The organism is Streptomyces sp. NPDC006923 (assembly GCF_040635655.1).
GTDB lineage: Bacteria > Actinomycetota > Actinomycetes > Streptomycetales > Streptomycetaceae > Streptomyces.
This window is the reverse complement of record NZ_JBEYIF010000012.1, coordinates 144,276-159,521: the sequence shown is the minus strand read 5'-3', so window position 1 is coordinate 159,521 and position 15,246 is coordinate 144,276. Positions and strand designations below refer to the sequence as shown.

The 15,246-nt window shown below is 65.9% G+C and carries 17 protein-coding genes; all 17 read right to left on the bottom strand.

The features are described from left to right. A complete protein-coding gene (gene rplN / locus ABZ707_RS24045; protein WP_023539336.1) occupies positions 1-369 on the bottom strand; it encodes a 50S ribosomal protein L14 in 369 nt (122 codons plus the stop codon). Positions 370-475: 106 nt separating this feature from the next. Next, positions 476-784 (bottom strand): 30S ribosomal protein S17, encoded by a 309-nt coding sequence (gene rpsQ / locus ABZ707_RS24040; protein WP_360178564.1) that lies wholly within the window; start codon positions 782-784, stop codon positions 476-478. Continuing rightward, positions 784-1,008, bottom strand: coding sequence for a 50S ribosomal protein L29 (gene rpmC, locus ABZ707_RS24035; protein ID WP_319680016.1), 225 nt, complete (start codon positions 1,006-1,008; stop codon positions 784-786). The genes rpsQ and rpmC overlap by 1 nt, the downstream gene beginning before the upstream one ends. Continuing rightward, entirely contained in the window at positions 1,008-1,427 is a 420-nt protein-coding gene (rplP, locus tag ABZ707_RS24030) for a 50S ribosomal protein L16 (RefSeq protein WP_014047785.1), read from the bottom strand. The genes rpmC and rplP overlap by 1 nt, the downstream gene beginning before the upstream one ends. Before the next feature lie 5 nt (positions 1,428-1,432). Beyond that, the gene (rpsC, locus tag ABZ707_RS24025; protein WP_360178559.1) at positions 1,433-2,284 is read right to left on the bottom strand and encodes a 30S ribosomal protein S3; all 852 of its coding nucleotides are present in this window, start codon (positions 2,282-2,284) and stop codon (positions 1,433-1,435) included. Next, a complete protein-coding gene (rplV, locus tag ABZ707_RS24020) occupies positions 2,284-2,631 on the bottom strand; it encodes a 50S ribosomal protein L22 (protein ID WP_026249422.1) in 348 nt (115 codons plus the stop codon). The genes rpsC and rplV overlap by 1 nt, the downstream gene beginning before the upstream one ends. A gap of 42 nt (positions 2,632-2,673) precedes the next feature. After that, positions 2,674-2,955, bottom strand: coding sequence for a 30S ribosomal protein S19 (rpsS, locus tag ABZ707_RS24015; protein ID WP_030351437.1), 282 nt, complete (start codon positions 2,953-2,955; stop codon positions 2,674-2,676). 12 nt (positions 2,956-2,967) lie between these two features. After that, positions 2,968-3,804 (bottom strand): 50S ribosomal protein L2, encoded by an 837-nt coding sequence (gene rplB, locus ABZ707_RS24010; protein ID WP_114659660.1) that lies wholly within the window; start codon positions 3,802-3,804, stop codon positions 2,968-2,970. Between the two features lie 47 nt (positions 3,805-3,851). After that, positions 3,852-4,169 carry a 50S ribosomal protein L23 gene (rplW, locus tag ABZ707_RS24005; RefSeq protein ID WP_161308664.1) on the bottom strand — a complete coding sequence of 106 codons (318 nt, stop codon included), beginning with the start codon at positions 4,167-4,169 and terminating at the stop codon, positions 3,852-3,854. Further along, the gene (rplD, locus tag ABZ707_RS24000) at positions 4,169-4,825 is read right to left on the bottom strand and encodes a 50S ribosomal protein L4 (protein WP_360178554.1); all 657 of its coding nucleotides are present in this window, start codon (positions 4,823-4,825) and stop codon (positions 4,169-4,171) included. The genes rplW and rplD overlap by 1 nt, the downstream gene beginning before the upstream one ends. 7 nt (positions 4,826-4,832) lie before the next feature. After that, the gene (gene rplC / locus ABZ707_RS23995) at positions 4,833-5,477 is read right to left on the bottom strand and encodes a 50S ribosomal protein L3 (protein WP_319680013.1); all 645 of its coding nucleotides are present in this window, start codon (positions 5,475-5,477) and stop codon (positions 4,833-4,835) included. 14 nt (positions 5,478-5,491) lie between these two features. After that, positions 5,492-5,800 carry a 30S ribosomal protein S10 gene (rpsJ, locus tag ABZ707_RS23990; RefSeq protein WP_003948644.1) on the bottom strand — a complete coding sequence of 103 codons (309 nt, stop codon included), beginning with the start codon at positions 5,798-5,800 and terminating at the stop codon, positions 5,492-5,494. Between the two features lie 615 nt (positions 5,801-6,415). Beyond that, entirely contained in the window at positions 6,416-7,609 is a 1,194-nt protein-coding gene (tuf, locus tag ABZ707_RS23985) for an elongation factor Tu (RefSeq protein WP_319680012.1), read from the bottom strand. A gap of 153 nt (positions 7,610-7,762) precedes the next feature. Then, entirely contained in the window at positions 7,763-9,889 is a 2,127-nt protein-coding gene (gene fusA, locus ABZ707_RS23980; protein WP_360178550.1) for an elongation factor G, read from the bottom strand. Between the two features lie 38 nt (positions 9,890-9,927). Beyond that, positions 9,928-10,398: a 30S ribosomal protein S7 gene (gene rpsG / locus ABZ707_RS23975; RefSeq protein WP_030742163.1), complete on the bottom strand. Its 471-nt coding sequence runs from the start codon at positions 10,396-10,398 to the stop codon at positions 9,928-9,930. A gap of 2 nt (positions 10,399-10,400) precedes the next feature. After that, positions 10,401-10,772, bottom strand: coding sequence for a 30S ribosomal protein S12 (rpsL, locus tag ABZ707_RS23970; protein WP_003948652.1), 372 nt, complete (start codon positions 10,770-10,772; stop codon positions 10,401-10,403). Positions 10,773-11,245: 473 nt separating this feature from the next. After that, on the bottom strand, positions 11,246-15,160 hold the full coding sequence (locus ABZ707_RS23965) for a DNA-directed RNA polymerase subunit beta' (RefSeq protein ID WP_360178545.1): 3,915 nt from the start codon (positions 15,158-15,160) through the stop codon (positions 11,246-11,248). Between the last annotated feature and the right edge of the window lie 86 nt (positions 15,161-15,246).

Below are 15,246 nucleotides of genomic sequence, written 5' to 3'. Positions count from 1 at the left end.
TTACAGCACCTCCGGCGCGAGCGAGATGATCTTCATGAACTTCTTCTCGCGCAGCTCACGGCCCACCGGGCCGAAGATACGGGTGCCACGAGGGTCGCCGTCGTTCTTCAGAATGACGGCGGCGTTCTCGTCGAAGCGGATGTACGAGCCGTCCTGGCGGCGGCGCTCCTTGACGGTGCGAACGATGACCGCCTTGATGACGTCACCCTTCTTCACGTTGCCACCGGGGATCGCGTCCTTGACGGTGGCGACGATGACGTCACCGATGCCCGCGTAGCGGCGACCCGAGCCACCGAGAACACGGATGCAAAGGATCTCCTTGGCACCAGTGTTGTCGGCGACACGCAGTCGCGACTCCTGCTGGATCACGTCTATCTCCTGATCGTCTGCCGGTTCCCGGCGGGGTCCGTGAGTGACTCGCGGACCCCACCGAGCCTGGCGGAACTATTCCGAGGGGAAGCCCCCTCGGAGGGGTTTACTTGGCCTTCTCGAGGATCTCGACGATGCGCCACCGCTTCGTGGCGGACAGCGGCCGGGTCTCCATCAGGAGGACGCGGTCGCCGATGCCGGCGGCGTTCTGCTCGTCGTGCGCCTTGAGCTTGTTCGTACGGCGGATGACCTTGCCGTACAGCGCGTGCTTCACACGGTCCTCGACGGCGACGACGACGGTCTTGTCCATCTTGTCGCTGACGACAAGGCCCTCGCGGGTCTTGCGGAAGCCGCGGTCGCCCGCGGCGTTGCCGCTGGTGTTCGCAGTGTTCTCAGTCACGTTGCTCTCGCTCATCAGGCGCTCTCCACCGTCTCGATGCCCAGCTCGCGCTCACGCATCAGGGTGTAGATCCGCGCGATGTCCTTCCGGACGGCCTTCAGCCGACCGTGGTTCTCGAGCTGACCGGTCGCCGCCTGGAAGCGGAGGTTGAACAGCTCTTCCTTGGCCTCGCGAAGCTTGCCGAGAAGCTCCTCGTCGCCCAGCTCGCGCAGTTCGGACGCCTTGGTAACGGCCGCCATCACGACTCACCTGCCTCGCGCCGAACGATCCGGCACTTCATCGGAAGCTTGTGAGCAGCGCGGGTAAGCGCCTCACGCGCAATCTTCTCGTTCGGGTAGGACAGCTCGAACATCACCCGACCGGGCTTGACGTTCGCGATCCACCACTCGGGGGAACCCTTACCGGAACCCATGCGGGTCTCGGCAGGCTTCTTGGTGAGCGGACGGTCCGGGTAGATGTTGATCCAGACCTTGCCGCCACGCTTGATGTGACGGGTCATCGCGATACGAGCGGCCTCGATCTGACGGTTCGTCACGTATGCCGGGGTCAGCGCCTGGATGCCGTACTCGCCGAACGCAACCTGCGTGCCACCCTTGGACATACCGCTGCGCTTCGGGTGGTGCTGCTTGCGGTGCTTGACCCTACGGGGGATCAGCATTTCGGTCAGGCCTCCGTTCCGCCGGTAGAAGAGGACGTCGCCTCAGCGGCCGGTGCGGCAACGGCGGCGTCGGCCTTGGGGGCCTCGGCTGCCGGGCTCTGCTGCGGCTTGCGGCCACGGCCGCCACGCTCGCCACCACGGCCACCACGGCCGGCGGGACGGTCGTTGCCGCCACCACGGGCCGGACGGTTGCCGGCGCGGGCCGCGGCGTTCTCGGCACGCACCTCGGCGATGTTCTTGACGTCGCCCTTGTAGATCCAGACCTTCACACCGATACGGCCGAAGGTCGTCTTGGCCTCGAAGAAGCCGTAGTCCACGTTCGCGCGGAGCGTGTGCAGGGGCACACGGCCCTCGCGGTAGAACTCCGAGCGGGACATCTCGGCGCCGCCGAGGCGGCCACCGCACTGGATCTTGATGCCCTTGGCGCCGGCCTTCATCGTCGACTGCATGCTCTTACGCATGGCGCGACGGAAGGAGACACGCGAGGAGAGCTGCTCGGCGACGGCCTGGGCCACCAGCTGAGCGTCCACCTCGGGGTTCTTGACCTCGAGGATGTTGAGCTGCACCTGCTTGCCGGTCAGCTTCTCCAGCTCGCCGCGGATACGGTCGGCCTCGGCGCCGCGGCGGCCGATGACGATGCCCGGACGCGCGGTGTGGATGTCAACGCGGACGCGGTCGCGGGTGCGCTCGATCTCGACCTTCGAGATGCCGGCCCGCTCCATGCCCTTCGTCATCATGCGACGAATGGCGACGTCTTCCTTGACGTAGTCCTTGTACAGCTTGTCGGCGTACCAGCGGGACTTGAAGTCCGTGGTGATACCGAGCCGGAACCCATGCGGGTTAACCTTCTGGCCCATTACCGGGTTCCTTCCTTGCTGCTGACGACCACGGTGATGTGGCTGGTCCGCTTACGGATCCGGTAGGCACGGCCCTGGGCACGCGGACGGAACCGCTTCAGGGTCGGACCTTCGTCCACGTACGCCTCGCTGATGACCAGCGAGTTGGCGTCGGTGTGGTCGTAGTTGTGCGCGGCGTTGGCAATGGCGCTGTCAAGCACCTTGCCGACCGGCACGCTCGCGGCCTGCGGGGCGAAACGCAGGACCGCCTGAGCCTCCGTGGCGTCCATGCCACGGATGAGGTCCACCACGCGGCGGGCCTTCATGGGCGTGACGCGGATGTACCGCGCCTGGGCCCTGGCTTCCATGGTTGTCCCTTCGGTGTTAGTCATAGTCGGTTCCACCCCGCGTTAGCGGCGCTTCGACTTCCGGTCGTCCTTGACGTGGCCGCGGAAGGTGCGAGTCGGCGAGAACTCGCCGAGCTTGTGGCCGACCATCGACTCGGTGACGAACACCGGGACGTGGATCTTGCCGTTGTGCACCGCGATCGTGTGGCCCAGCATGGCCGGGACGATCATCGAGCGACGGGACCAGGTCTTGATGACGTTCTTGGTGCCTGCTTCGTTCTGGACATCCACCTTCTTGATCAGGTGGTCGTCGACGAAGGGCCCCTTCTTGAGACTGCGCGGCATCTAAACCCGCTCCTAGCGCTTCTTGTTCGTCTTGCGGCGGCGGACGATGTACTTGCTGCTTGCCTTCTTCGGCGAGCGAGTACGACCTTCCTTCTGACCCCACGGGCTGACCGGGTGACGTCCACCGGAGGTCTTGCCCTCACCACCACCGTGCGGGTGGTCGACCGGGTTCATCGCGACACCGCGGACGGTCGGGCGAACGCCCTTCCAGCGCATACGGCCGGCCTTGCCCCAGTTGATGTTCGACTGCTCGGCGTTGCCGACCTCGCCGATCGTGGCGCGGCAGCGTACGTCGACCATCCGGACCTCGCCGGACGGCATACGAAGGGTGGCCATGGAGCCCTCCTTCGCCAGCAGCTGCACCGAAGCGCCCGCGGAGCGGGAGATCTTCGCGCCGCCGCCGGGACGCATCTCGATGGCGTGGATCGTCGTACCCACCGGGATGTTGCGCAGCGGCAGGTTGTTGCCCGGCTTGATGTCGGCCCCGGGGCCGTTCTCAACCCGGTCACCCTGGCTGAGCTTCGCCGGGGCGATGATGTAGCGCTTCTCGCCGTCTGCGTAGTGCAGCAGCGCGATGCGCGCGGTGCGGTTCGGGTCGTACTCGATGTGCGCGACCTTCGCAGGCACGCCGTCCTTGTCGTGACGACGGAAGTCGATCACGCGGTAGGCGCGCTTGTGGCCACCACCCTGGTGGCGAACGGTCACACGACCGGCGTTGTTACGGCCGCCCTTGCTGTGCAGCGGGCGGACCAGCGACTTCTCCGGCGTGGACCGCGTGATCTCGACAAAGTCGGCGACGCTGGAGCCACGACGGCCCGGGGTCGTCGGCTTGTACTTGCGGATACCCATTTCTCAGTCCTCGGAAGATTCCGGACTTCTGAACGATCCAGCCTCCGTCAGGAGGCCGGGCCGCCGAAGATGTCGATACGGTCGCCCTCAGCAAGGGTCACGATGGCGCGCTTGGTGTTGGCGCGCTTGCCGAAACCGGTGCGGGTGCGCTTGCGCTTGCCCTGGCGGTTGATCGTGTTGACCCCTGCGACCTTGACCGAGAAGACCGCTTCCACGGCCTGCTTGATCTGGGTCTTGTTGGCGGTGGGCGCCACGATGAACGTGTACTTGTTCTCGTCGAGCAGCGCGTAGCTCTTCTCGGACACCACGGGCTTCACGAGGATGTCGCGGTGGTCGTGGAAGGTCTTGCTGGTGATCTCGGCCATCAGGCTTCACTCCCCTCGTTGTCTTCAGCGGCCTTGGAAGGACCAGACACGAAGGACTCGAAGGCGGCCTTGGTGAAGACCACGTCGTCGGAGACGAGCACGTCGTACGTGTTGAGCTGGCCCGGCGCCAGGATGTGCACCTGGGGCAGGTTGCGGGCGGACAGCCACGCGGCCTCGTCGGCCCGCTCGGCGACCAGGAGCACGTTCTTGCGCTCGCTGATCTTGCCCAGCAGTGCCTTGGCGGCCTTGGTGGACACCGCGTCCTCGACCACGCCGGAGACGACGTGGATACGGGAGTGGCGGGCCCGGTCGGTGAGGGCACCGCGCAGGGCGGCGGCCTTCATCTTCTTCGGCGTCCGCTGCGAGTAGTCACGCGGCTGGGGGCCGTGAACGACGCCACCGCCGGCGAACTGCGGCGCACGGGTCGAACCCTGACGGGCGCGGCCGGTGCCCTTCTGGCGGTACGGCTTCTTGCCACCACCACGGACTTCGCCGCGGGTCTTGGTCTTGTGCGTGCCCTGGCGGGCAGCGGCCAGCTGGGCGACAACGACCTGGTGGATCAGCGGAATGCTGACCTTGGCGTCGAAGATCTCCGCGGGGAGTTCGACGGTCCCGGCCTTGTCGCCTGCCGGCGAAAGGATGTCAACAGTGCTCATCGTTACCTCAGGCCCCCTTGGCCGCGGTACGGACCAGGACGAGGCCGCCGTTCGGACCAGGAACCGCACCCTTGATCAGGATCAGGCCCTTTTCCGCGTCAACGGCATGAACGGTCAGGTTCTGGGTGGTCACGCGCTCGTTGCCCATACGGCCGGCCATCCGCATGCCCTTGAACACACGGCCCGGGGTGGCGCAGCCACCGATGGAGCCGGGAGAGCGGTGCTTGCGCTGGGTACCGTGACCGGCGCCGAGGCCCTTGAAGTTGTGACGCTTCATGACACCGGCGAAGCCCTTGCCCTTGCTCTTGCCCGTGACGTCGACCTTGACGCCGGACTCGAACACATCGGCGGTGACCTCCTGGCCGAGCGTGTACTCGCTCGCGTCGGAGGTGCGCAGCTCCACCAGGTGGCGGCGGGGGGTCACGTCGGCCTTGGCGAAGTGGCCCTTGAGGGGCTTGTTCACCTTGCGCGGGTCGATCTCGCCGAAGGCGATCTGGACCGACTCGTAGCCGTCGGAGTCATTCGTACGGACCTGGGTAACAACGCAGGGCCCGGCCTTGACGACGGTCACCGGGACGACACGGTTGTTCTCGTCCCAGACCTGGGTCATGCCGAGCTTCTCGCCCAGGACACCCTTGATCTGCTTTGCCATCTCTTCCGCGCCTCTCAGAGCTTGATCTCGATGTCGACGCCGGCCGGAAGGTCCAGGCGCATCAACGAGTCAACGGTCTTGGGCGTCGGGTCGAGAATGTCGATCAGGCGCTTGTGCGTGCGCATCTCGAAGTGCTCGCGCGAGTCCTTGTACTTGTGCGGCGACTTGATGACGCAGTACACGTTCTTCTCAGTGGGCAGCGGCACCGGGCCCGCGACCGACGCACCAGTACGCGTCACCGTCTCGACGATCTTCTTCGCCGAGGAATCGATGACCTCGTGGTCGTAGGCCTTGAGCCGGATGCGGATCTTCTGTCCCGCCATGGCTGCTTCGTAGTCCTGTCTCTCGTAACGCTCTGGAACCCGCTGGGCCGTACACAATCGAAAGCACGGTCCTGCTCCGACCCACGCGGTCGGGCGTGTCGCATCCCCTCCACGAAATCTCCCGAAGGATCTTCCCTGCCAAGGGGTGCGGCCCAAGTCCGCGAGCCGGGGGCAGAACACCCACCGGGCGCCTGGCCGGAGCCCCGCTGACACTTCCCGGAAGATTCCCGTACGTCCGTCCCAGCGCTGCCCGTAAGGCAGTTGGGACGACGAGTACTGTGGGACTCGCTTCCGGTCCTCCCGGCGGGAGGCGCGCAGCATCGGCACTCAACCGAGCAACCTGAACAGTGTGCCATAGGCGCCGTAGCCCTGGCCAATCGCGGCCCGAAAGAGTACCCCGTCAACTCGGGCCATCAAACGCGGGCCCGCTCGGCAGGATGAACCGGCCCCGCCGTCCGGGTGCCCCCGCGCCGGCCGCCGGACACGGCGCCCCGGAGCTCCCGGCTCCCCGCTCCCGGACACAGCACAGGGGCCCCGCGCCACCGTCCTCACGGACTGCGGTGCGGGGCCCCTGCCTGCTGCTCGTGAAGGAGCTGCCAGGTCAGATCGACAGAACTACTTGTTGATCTTGGTGACCTGGCCGGCGCCCACGGTCCGGCCACCCTCACGGATGGCGAACTTCAGGCCCTCTTCCATGGCGACGGGCTGGATCAGCTCGACCGTCATGACGGTGTTGTCGCCCGGCATGACCATCTCGGTGCCCTCGGGGAGGGTCACGACGCCGGTCACGTCCGTGGTACGGAAGTAGAACTGCGGGCGGTAGTTGTTGAAGAAGGGGGTGTGACGGCCACCCTCGTCCTTCGACAGGATGTAGGCCTGGGCCTCGAAGCTGGTGTGCGGCGTGACCGAACCCGGCTTGATGATGACCTGACCGCGCTCGACGTCCTCGCGCTTGATGCCACGGAGGAGCAGACCGACGTTCTCACCGGCCTGGCCCTCGTCGAGCAGCTTGCGGAACATCTCGATGCCGGTGACCGTGGTGGTGGTCTTGTCCTGCTTGATACCGACGATGTCGACGGTCTCGTTGACCTTGAGCACACCACGCTCGATACGACCGGTGACGACGGTGCCACGACCGGTGATCGTGAAGACGTCCTCGATCGGCATCAGGAACGGCTTGTCGACGTCGCGCTCGGGCTGCGGGATCGCCTCGTCGACGGCGGCCATCAGGTTCAGGACCGACTGGCCCCACTCCTTGTCGCCCTCGAGCGCCTTGAGCGCCGAGACGCGCACGACCGGAAGGTCGTCGCCCGGGAACTCGTACTCGGAGAGGAGCTCACGTACCTCGAGCTCGACGAGCTCCATGATCTCCTCGTCGTCCACCATGTCGGCCTTGTTCAGCGCGACAACGATGTACGGCACGCCGACCTGGCGGGCCAGGAGCACGTGCTCCTTGGTCTGCGGCATCGGGCCGTCGGTGGCGGCGACCACGAGGATGGCGCCGTCCATCTGCGCCGCACCCGTGATCATGTTCTTGATGTAGTCCGCGTGACCGGGGCAGTCGACGTGCGCGTAGTGACGCGACTCCGTCTGGTACTCGACGTGCGCGATGGAGATGGTGATACCGCGCTGGCGCTCCTCAGGAGCCTTGTCGATCTGGTCGAAGGCCGAGGCCTCGTTCAGGTCCGGAAACGCGTCATGCAGCACCTTGGTAATGGCGGCCGTGAGGGTCGTCTTACCGTGGTCGATGTGACCGATGGTGCCGATGTTGACGTGCGGCTTAGTCCGCTCGAACTTCGCCTTCGCCACTGGGGTCCTCCTGTGGAGTGGTTCTGTACGCCTTACTCATCGGCGCCAGGTGATCTTTGCTGGGATGCCGGGGCCCGGGGCGTCCCGGCCGTGATTCGGCCGGAATGCCCCAGGGCTTGCCGGTGACAAGCCTAAAGCGTGTGCTCCGAAGAGTTACTCGCCCTTGGCCTTCGCGATGATCTCCTCGGCGACGTTCCGGGGAACCTCGGCGTAGGAGTCGAACTGCATCGAGTAGCTTGCGCGACCCGAGGTCTTGCTTCGGAGGTCTCCGACGTAGCCGAACATCTCCGAAAGCGGCACCAGGCCCTTGACGACCCGGGCGCCGGCCCGCTCCTCCATGGCCTGGATCTGGCCACGGCGGGAGTTGATGTCGCCGATGACATCGCCCATGTAGTCCTCGGGCGTGGTGACCTCGACGGCCATCATGGGCTCAAGGAGCACGGGGGACGCCTTGCGCGCGGCCTCCTTGAAGGCCTGCGATCCGGCGATCTTGAACGCGAGTTCGGAGGAGTCGACCTCGTGGTACGCACCGTCGAGCAGCGTCAGGCGGACACCGGTCATCTCGTAACCGGCCAGGATGCCGAACTGCATGGCCTCCTGCGCACCGGCGTCCACCGAAGGGATGTACTCCTTCGGGATACGGCCACCGGTGACCTTGTTCACGAACTCGTACGAGGTGTCGCCACCCTCGATGGGCTCGATCGCGATCTGGACCTTGGCGAACTGGCCCGTACCACCGGTCTGCTTCTTGTGGGTGTAGTCCACCCGCTCGACGGCCTTACGGATCGTCTCACGGTAAGCGACCTGCGGCTTGCCGACGTTCGCCTCGACGCGGAACTCGCGCCTCATGCGGTCGACCAGCACCTCAAGGTGAAGCTCGCCCATACCGCCGATGACGGTCTGGCCGGTCTCCTCGTTGGTGTGCACCTGGAAGGAGGGGTCCTCCTCCGCGAGACGCTGGATGGCGACACCCAGCTTCTCCTGGTCGCCCTTGGACTTGGGCTCGATCGCGACCTCGATGACCGGCGCCGGGAAGTCCATGGACTCCAGGATCACCGGGTTCTTCTCGTCGCTCAGCGTCTCACCGGTGGTGGTCTGCTTCAGGCCCATCACGGCGACGATGTCGCCGGCGCCCACGGCCTCGATCTCCTCACGCTTGTTCGCGTGCATGCGGTAGATCTTGCCGATGCGCTCCTTGCGGCCCTTCACGGAGTTCAGCACCGCGGTGCCGGACTCCAGACGGCCGGAGTACACCCGGACGAAGGTGAGCTTGCCGAGGTGCGGGTCGCTCATGATCTTGAACGCCAGCGCCGACAGCGGCTCGTCGTCGGAGGGCTTGCGCTTGACGACCAGCTCCGGGTCCTTCACGTCGTGGCCCTCGATGGCCTCGACGTCCAGGGGAGAAGGCAGGTAGCGCACGACCGCGTCGAGCAGGGGCTGGACGCCCTTGTTCTTGAACGCGGTGCCACAGAACACCGGGGTGACGGTGACGCCCTCGGACTTGCCGGAGGCGATGGTGATACGACGGATCGCCGCGTAGAGCTGCTCCACGGAAGGCTCCTGGCCCTCCAGGTACAGCTCCATGAGCTGGTCGTCGTTCTCGGCCACGGTCTCCAGGAGCTTGCCGCGCCACTCCTCGGCCGCCTCGGTGTGCGTCGCGGGGATGTCGACGACGTCGTACATCTCGCCCTTGGCGGCCTCGGCGGACCAGACAAAGGCCTTCATCGTCACGAGGTCGACGACGCCCTTGAAGTCCATCTCGGCACCGATCGGAAGCTGCATGACGATCGGGGTCGCGCCGAGGCGGTCCGAGATCATGTCGACGCAGCGGTGGAACTCCGCGCCGGTCCGGTCGAGCTTGTTGACGAAACAGATGCGGGGCACGCCGTAACGGTCGGCCTGACGCCACACCGTCTCGGACTGCGGCTCCACACCGGCGACACCGTCGAACACGGTGACGGCACCGTCGAGTACGCGGAGCGAACGCTCCACCTCGACCGTGAAGTCCACGTGACCCGGGGTGTCGATGATGTTGATGGTGTGGTCGACGTCCTCGAGCGGCCAGTGACAGGTCGTCGCGGCGGACGTGATCGTGATGCCGCGCTCCTGCTCCTGCTCCATCCAGTCCATCGTGGCAGCGCCGTCGTGGACCTCACCGATCTTGTAGCTCACACCGGTGTAAAACAGGATGCGCTCGGTGGTCGTCGTCTTGCCCGCGTCGATGTGGGCCATGATCCCGATGTTGCGGACCCTGGCCAGGTCAAGCGAAGTGGTGGCCATTTGGCTCAGTCTTCTCTCGGTCTCGATGGGGGTAGCGACTACCAGCGGTAGTGCGCGAAGGCCTTGTTGGACTCGGCCATCTTGTGCGTGTCCTCACGCTTCTTGACCGAGGCGCCGAGACCGTTGGAAGCGTCGAGCAGCTCGTTCATGAGGCGTTCGGTCATGGTCTTCTCGCGACGGGCGCGGGAGTAACCCACGACCCAGCGCAGCGCGAGGGTGGCGGCGCGACCGGGCTTGACCTCGATCGGCACCTGGTAGGTGGCACCACCGACACGGCGGGACTTGACCTCGAGCGTGGGCTTGACGTTCTCAAGCGCGCGCTTCAGCGTGATGACCGGGTCGTTGCCGGTCTTCTCGCGGAGGCCTTCCATGGCGCCGTACACGATCCGCTCGGCGGTGGAACGCTTGCCGTTGAGCAGGATCTTGTTGATCAGCGACGTGACAAGAGGAGAACCGTAGACCGGGTCGATGATGACCGGGCGCTTCGGGGCAGGGCCCTTACGAGGCATTCTTACTTCTCCTTCTTGGCGCCGTAGCGGCTGCGGGCCTGCTTGCGGTTCTTGACACCCTGGGTGTCAAGGGAGCCGCGGATGATCTTGTAACGAACACCCGGCAGGTCCTTCACACGGCCACCACGCACGAGCACGATGGAGTGCTCCTGCAGGTTGTGTCCCTCACCCGGGATGTAGGCCGTGACCTCGATGCCGGAGGTCAGACGCACACGCGCGACCTTCCGCAGGGCCGAGTTCGGCTTCTTCGGGGTGGTCGTGAACACACGCGTGCAGACGCCGCGACGCTGGGGGGAACCCTCGAGCGCGGGCGTCTTGTTCTTCTCGACCTTGTCCTGCCGGCCCTTCCGGACCAGCTGCTGGATCGTAGGCACTACTTCTCCGGTTTCTGTGTGCCGTTCGTAAAACTAACCTGGAACGTCACCGACCCACGCGGTCGGGTGTGTCGAATGCTGCACGACCCCGCTCGGAAGCGGATAAGGCGCAGATCACGGTGGCCGATACTCGAGCCCCTCATGCGGACGGAAGACACGCACAGGAGCCCAGGCACACCCCAGGCACAAGGTCTGAGCGTACCTACCTCATCGACTCCGGTCAAAACAAATGCCGTGGACCAGACACGCCGTACGCGCTCGCCCGCACAGAACCTCACGACAGCCGCCCCGGCGGCCGTCGAAACCAAGGGTGCCAGAAGCGCTATGCCCCGACCAGAGGCTTATGGAAGCAAAATACGGAAGATACCGGTTTCATGACTCCTGTCCCCCGGTCCCACCCCCCGGCCGCGGGCCCGGCACGCCAAAGGGCGGCCACCCCTCGCGGGGTGGCCGCCCTCCGGTTCGCTCACGCCTTACTGGTTGTACGGACCGTAGTCGTAGTCCTCCAGCGGGACGGCCTGGCCGGAGCCGGTGCCGAACGGCGAGTAGTCGATGTCGTCGTAGCCGACGGCCGAGTACATCGCGGCCTTGGCCTCCTCGGTCGGCTCGACCCGGATGTTGCGGTAACGGGACAGACCCGTACCGGCCGGGATGAGCTTACCGATGATGACGTTCTCCTTGAGGCCGATCAGGGAGTCCGACTTGGCGTTGATCGCCGCGTCGGTGAGGACCCTGGTCGTCTCCTGGAAGGACGCCGCCGACAGCCACGACTCGGTGGCCAGCGACGCCTTGGTGATACCCATGAGCTGCGGACGGCCGGAGGCCGGGTGGCCGCCTTCCGTGACCACACGGCGGTTCTCGGTCTCGAACTTCGAGCGCTCCACCAGCTCGCCGGGCAGCAGCTCCGCGTCGCCGGACTCGATGATCGTCACGCGGCGCAGCATCTGCCGGATGATGATCTCGATGTGCTTGTCGTGGATCGACACACCCTGCGAGTTGTAGACCTTCTGGACCTCGCCGACCAGGTGGACCTGGACCGCGCGCTGACCGAGGATCCGCAGCACGTCGTGCGGGTTGGTGGCACCCACGGTGAGCTTCTGGCCCACCTCGACGTGGTCGCCCTCGCCCACCAGCAGACGGGCACGCTTCGAGATCGGGAACGGCGTCTCTTCGCTGCCGTCGTCCGGAGTGACGACGATCTTCTTGGTCTTCTCGGTCTCCTCGATGCGGATGCGGCCGGCCGCCTCCGAGATCGGGGCGACACCCTTGGGCGTACGGGCCTCGAAGAGCTCGACGACACGGGGCAGACCCTGGGTGATGTCGTCACCGGCCACACCACCGGTGTGGAAGGTACGCATCGTGAGCTGGGTACCGGGCTCACCGATGGACTGGGCGGCGATGATGCCGACCGCCTCACCGATGTCGACCAGCTTGCCGGTGGCCAGCGAGCGGCCGTAGCAGAAGGCACAGGTGCCGACCGCGGACTCGCAGGTCAGGACCGAGCGGGTCTTGACCTCCTCGACCCCGGCCTTCACGACGGCGTCGATCAGGACATCGCCCAGGTCGACATTTGCCGGCGCGATGACCTTGCCGTCGACGACGACGTCCTCGGCGAGCATCCGCGCGTACACGGACGTCTCGACGTCCTCCGCCTTGCGCAGCACACCGTCGGCGCCGCGCTCGGCGATCCGCAGCTTCAGACCGCGGTCGGTGCCGCAGTCCTCCTCGCGGATGATCACGTCCTGCGAGACGTCCACCAGACGACGGGTCAGGTAACCCGAGTCGGCGGTACGCAGGGCGGTGTCGGCCAGACCCTTACGGGCACCGTGCGTGGAGATGAAGTACTCCAGCACGGACAGACCTTCACGGAAGGACGCCTTGATGGGACGCGGAATCGTCTCGTTCTTGGCGTTGGACACCAGACCACGCATACCGGCGATCTGACGCATCTGCATCATGTTTCCACGAGCACCCGAGTTCACCATCATGAAGATGGGGTTGGTCTTCGGGAAGTTCGCGTTCATCGCCTCGGCGACCTCGTTGGTCGCCTTGGTCCAGATCGCGATGAGCTCCTGGGTGCGCTCGTCCTTGGTGATCAGACCACGCTCGTACTGCTTCTGGACCTTCTCGTCCTGCGCCTCGTAACCCTGGACGATCGCCTTCTTCGCCTCGGGCACGACCACGTCGGAAATGGCCACGGTGACACCGGAACGGGTCGCCCAGAAGAAGCCCGCCGCCTTCAGGTTGTCGAGCGTCGCCGCCACGATGACCTTGGGGTAGCGCTCGGCCAGGTCGTTGACGATCTCGGAGAGCTGCTTCTTGCCCACCGAGTAGTCGACGAACGGGTAGTCCTCGGGCAGCAGCTCGTTGAAGAGCGCGCGGCCCAGGGTGGTACGCAGCCGGAACGGGTCGCCCTGCTGCCACTCGGAGCCGCTGAGACCGTCGGTGTCCTCGTCGCCGGCCGGCGGGGTCCAGCCGCGCGGCGGGATGGTGCCCACCGGGAAGCGGATGTCGACCTTGGCCTGGAGCGAGAGCTCACGGTTGTCGAACGCCATGGTGGCCTCGGCGGTCGAGCCGAAGGACCGGCCCGCGCCGATGACCTTGCGCTCCTCCTCGTCCGTGGTGAGGAAGAAGAGACCGAGCACCATGTCCTGGGTCGGCATGGTGACCGGACGGCCGTCAGCCGGCTTCAGGATGTTGTTCGAGGACAGCATCAGGATGCGGGCCTCGGCCTGCGCCTCCGCGGAGAGCGGCAGGTGGACGGCCATCTGGTCACCGTCGAAGTCCGCGTTGAACGCGGTGCAGACGAGCGGGTGGATCTGGATGGCCTTGCCCTCGACGAGCTGCGGCTCGAAGGCCTGGATGCCGAGGCGGTGCAGGGTCGGCGCACGGTTCAGCAGCACCGGGTGCTCGGCGATGACCTCTTCCAGCACGTCGTACACGACCGTACGGCCACGCTCGACCATGCGCTTCGCCGACTTGATGTTCTGCGCGTGGTTCAGGTCGACCAGGCGCTTCATCACGAACGGCTTGAAGAGCTCCAGCGCCATGGCCTTCGGCAGACCGCACTGGTGCAGCTTGAGCTGCGGGCCGACGACGATCACGGAACGGGCCGAGTAGTCGACTCGCTTGCCGAGCAGGTTCTGACGGAAACGACCCTGCTTGCCCTTGAGCATGTCGCTCAGGGACTTCAGCGGGCGGTTACCGGGACCGGTCACCGGGCGACCGCGGCGGCCGTTGTCGAACAGCGCGTCGACGGCCTCCTGCAGCATCCGCTTCTCGTTGTTCACGATGATCTCGGGGGCACCGAGGTCAAGGAGACGCTTGAGGCGGTTGTTGCGGTTGATCACACGGCGGTACAGGTCGTTCAGGTCGGACGTCGCGAAACGGCCACCGTCGAGCTGCACCATCGGACGCAGGTCCGGCGGGATCACCGGCACGCAGTCCAGCACCATGCCCTTGGGGCTGTTGCTCGTCTGCAGGAACGCGGAGACGACCTTGAGGCGCTTGAGCGCACGGGTCTTCTTCTGGCCCTTGCCGGTACGGATGATCTCGCGGAGGCGCTCGGCCTCCTCGTCCAGGTCGAAGGACTCCAGGCGCTTCTGCAGCGCCGCGGCACCCATCGAACCGTCGAAGTACGTGCCGAAGCGGTCACGCAGCTCGCGGTAGAGGAGCTCGTCGCCCTCCAGGTCCTGGACCTTGAGGTTCTTGAAGCGGTTCCACACCTCGTCGAGGCGGTCGATCTCGCGCTGCGCGCGGTCGCGGAGCTGCTTCATCTCACGCTCGGCACCTTCGCGCACCTTGCGGCGCACGTCGGCCTTGGCGCCCTCGGCCTCCAGCTCGGCCAGGTCGGTCTCGAGCTTCTTGGCGCGGGCTTCGAGGTCCGCGTCGCGGCGGTTCTCGACCTGCTGGCGCTCGACGGAGACATGGGCCTCCAGCGACGGCAGATCGCGCGTACGGCGCTCCTCGTCCACAAACGTGATCATGTACGCGGCGAAGTAGATGACCTTCTCAAGGTCCTTCGGCGCGAGGTCGAGCAGGTATCCCAGGCGTGACGGGACGCCCTTGAAGTACCAGATGTGGGTGACGGGAGCGGCAAGCTCGATGTGTCCCATGCGCTCACGGCGCACCTTGGCGCGCGTGACCTCCACGCCACAGCGCTCACAGATGATGCCCTTGAAGCGGACACGCTTGTACTTGCCGCAGTAGCACTCCCAGTCCCGGGTCGGACCGAAGATCTTCTCGCAGAAGAGTCCGTCCTTTTCGGGCTTGAGCGTGCGGTAGTTGATGGTCTCCGGCTTCTTCACTTCGCCGTGGGACCAGGTCCGGATGTCGTCCGCGGTGGCAAGGCCGATCCGCAGCTCGTCGAAGAAGTTGACGTCGAGCACTTGTCGTCAATCCCTCTTTCGGGGGTTCGAGCCCCTCGCCGTCAAGCGAGAAAATGGGGCACTTCAGCAATGGTCTGAACGGGTCC

What these genes read in the sequence shown, in the direction of transcription:
- rplC (WP_319680013.1), bottom strand. Translation starts at nt 5,477, where the DNA reads ATGGCAAAGCAGATCAAGGGTGTCCTGGGCGAGAAGCTCGGCATGACC.
- rplW (WP_161308664.1), bottom strand. Translation starts at nt 4,169, where the DNA reads ATGGCCGAGATCACCAGCAAGACCTTCCACGACCACCGCGACATCCTC.
- rpsS (WP_030351437.1), bottom strand. Translation starts at nt 2,955, where the DNA reads ATGCCGCGCAGTCTCAAGAAGGGGCCCTTCGTCGACGACCACCTGATC.
- rplD (WP_360178554.1), bottom strand. Translation starts at nt 4,825, where the DNA reads ATGAGCACTGTTGACATCCTTTCGCCGGCAGGCGACAAGGCCGGGACC.
- rpmC (WP_319680016.1), bottom strand. Translation starts at nt 1,008, where the DNA reads ATGGCGGCCGTTACCAAGGCGTCCGAACTGCGCGAGCTGGGCGACGAG.
- rpsC (WP_360178559.1), bottom strand. Translation starts at nt 2,284, where the DNA reads ATGGGCCAGAAGGTTAACCCGCATGGGTTCCGGCTCGGTATCACCACG.
- rpsQ (WP_360178564.1), bottom strand. Translation starts at nt 784, where the DNA reads ATGAGCGAGAGCAACGTGACTGAGAACACTGCGAACACCAGCGGCAAC.
- rplB (WP_114659660.1), bottom strand. Translation starts at nt 3,804, where the DNA reads ATGGGTATCCGCAAGTACAAGCCGACGACCCCGGGCCGTCGTGGCTCC.
- fusA (WP_360178550.1), bottom strand. Translation starts at nt 9,889, where the DNA reads ATGGCCACCACTTCGCTTGACCTGGCCAGGGTCCGCAACATCGGGATC.
- rpsG (WP_030742163.1), bottom strand. Translation starts at nt 10,398, where the DNA reads ATGCCTCGTAAGGGCCCTGCCCCGAAGCGCCCGGTCATCATCGACCCG.
- rplP (WP_014047785.1), bottom strand. Translation starts at nt 1,427, where the DNA reads ATGCTGATCCCCCGTAGGGTCAAGCACCGCAAGCAGCACCACCCGAAG.
- rplV (WP_026249422.1), bottom strand. Translation starts at nt 2,631, where the DNA reads ATGGAAGCCAGGGCCCAGGCGCGGTACATCCGCGTCACGCCCATGAAG.
- rpsJ (WP_003948644.1), bottom strand. Translation starts at nt 5,800, where the DNA reads ATGGCGGGACAGAAGATCCGCATCCGGCTCAAGGCCTACGACCACGAG.